The organism is Thioalkalivibrio denitrificans (assembly GCF_002000365.1).
Lineage (GTDB): Bacteria > Pseudomonadota > Gammaproteobacteria > Ectothiorhodospirales > Ectothiorhodospiraceae > Thioalkalivibrio_A > Thioalkalivibrio_A denitrificans.
Map to the genome: position 1 here is coordinate 1 of NZ_MVBK01000165.1, position 1,519 is coordinate 1,519.

The following is a 1,519-nucleotide window of genomic DNA, read 5'->3' on the forward strand; positions in this document are numbered from 1 at the left end:
CCCAGCAGGGCGAACGGGCGGTGCTGGTTCACCTGGCGCTGCCCGACATGCAGGCCAGTGATGACGGCGTCGAGTTCTCGGAGCTCGCCCGTTCGGCCGGTGCCGAACCCGTGGCGATGGTCACGGGATCACGCCAGGCACCGGACCCGCGCCTGTTCGTGGGCAGCGGCAAGGCCGAGGAGATCCGCCGCGAGGTGGAAACGCGCGACGCGGACCTCGTCATCTTCGATCATGAACTCTCCCCGAGCCAGGAGCGCAACCTCGAGCGCCTCTTCCGGTGCCGTGTGCTCGACCGTACCGGGCTGATCCTGGATATCTTCGCCCAGCGCGCACGCTCCCATGAGGGCAAGCTGCAGGTGGAACTGGCGCAGTTGCGCCACATGTCCACGCGGCTGGTGCGCGGCTGGACCCACCTGGAGCGCCAGAAGGGCGGCATCGGCCTGCGCGGGCCGGGTGAGACACAGCTGGAGACCGACCGCCGGCTCCTGGCCGGGCGCATCAAGCAGATCCTGCGGCGTCTGGAGAAGGTGGAGAGCCAGCGTGATCAGGGCCGCCAGGCGCGCCGGCGTGCCGAGATCCCCACGGTGTCGCTGGTGGGTTATACCAATGCGGGCAAGTCCAGCCTGTTCAACCGGCTGACCGGCGCGGGCGTTTACGCGGCTGACCAGCTGTTCGCCACGCTGGACCCGACGCTTCGCCGCGTCGATCTGCCGGACCAGCAGGCCATGATCCTGGCGGATACGGTGGGATTCGTGCGCCAGCTGCCCCACGATCTGGTGGCTGCGTTCAAGGCGACCCTCACCGAAACCCGGGAGGCGAGCCTGCTGCTGCACGTGGTGGACGCCGCCGATCCCCGGCGCGAGGCCAATATCGAGCAGGTCAACGGCGTCCTGGAGGAGATCGGGGCGCGGGAAGTGCCGCAGTTGCTGGTGTTCAACAAGATCGATCTGTTGCCGGATGCCGAACCGCGGCTGATACCGGGGTCCGGCGGGGAACCCGATCGGCTCTATGTCTCCGCACGCTCCGGTACCGGCATGGACCTGCTGATGGCGTGGCTGAGCCGGTATTTTGCGCGTTCCCTGGTGCAGGGCTGGGTGACGCTGCCGCCCACGGCGGGACGCGAGCGGGCGGGCCTGTACCGGATGGGCGCCGTGCTGGACGAGCAGGTGGAGCCCAACGGCGATATCCGGCTCGAGGTGCGTCTGCCGCGCCGCCGGCTGGAGGAACTTTTTCGCGATTCCGGGCTCTCTCCAGAGGTGGAGTCCGATCGTCTGCATGTGGCCTGATCCGGCCGCCCGGCACCGCAAGGACCGGCGAGGCAGGATGTCGGCATCGCTTTTCCCGTGGCATCGCTGAAAACCCGAGAAGACCTTACCCTTTCGCAATTTTTGATTGATTCGACCCGGCCCGGAGGCGGCGAGGGCGCTCGCATGGCGAGTGCGCGCCGTATCCGCCACCCTTGAGCGCGTTTTGCGCAATCGCAGGCCGACCTCTAGAATGTCGGCCTGCGATTGCGCAA

1 protein-coding gene is annotated in these 1,519 nt (G+C 67.9%); it reads left to right on the forward strand.

Annotated elements, in window-relative coordinates; all coding sequences use genetic code 11:
• On the forward strand, nucleotides 1–1,286 hold a 1,286-nt coding region (gene hflX / locus B1C78_RS17255), incomplete at its 5' end, for a ribosome rescue GTPase HflX (protein WP_245795487.1).
• Nucleotides 1,287–1,519: the final 233 nt, after the last annotated feature.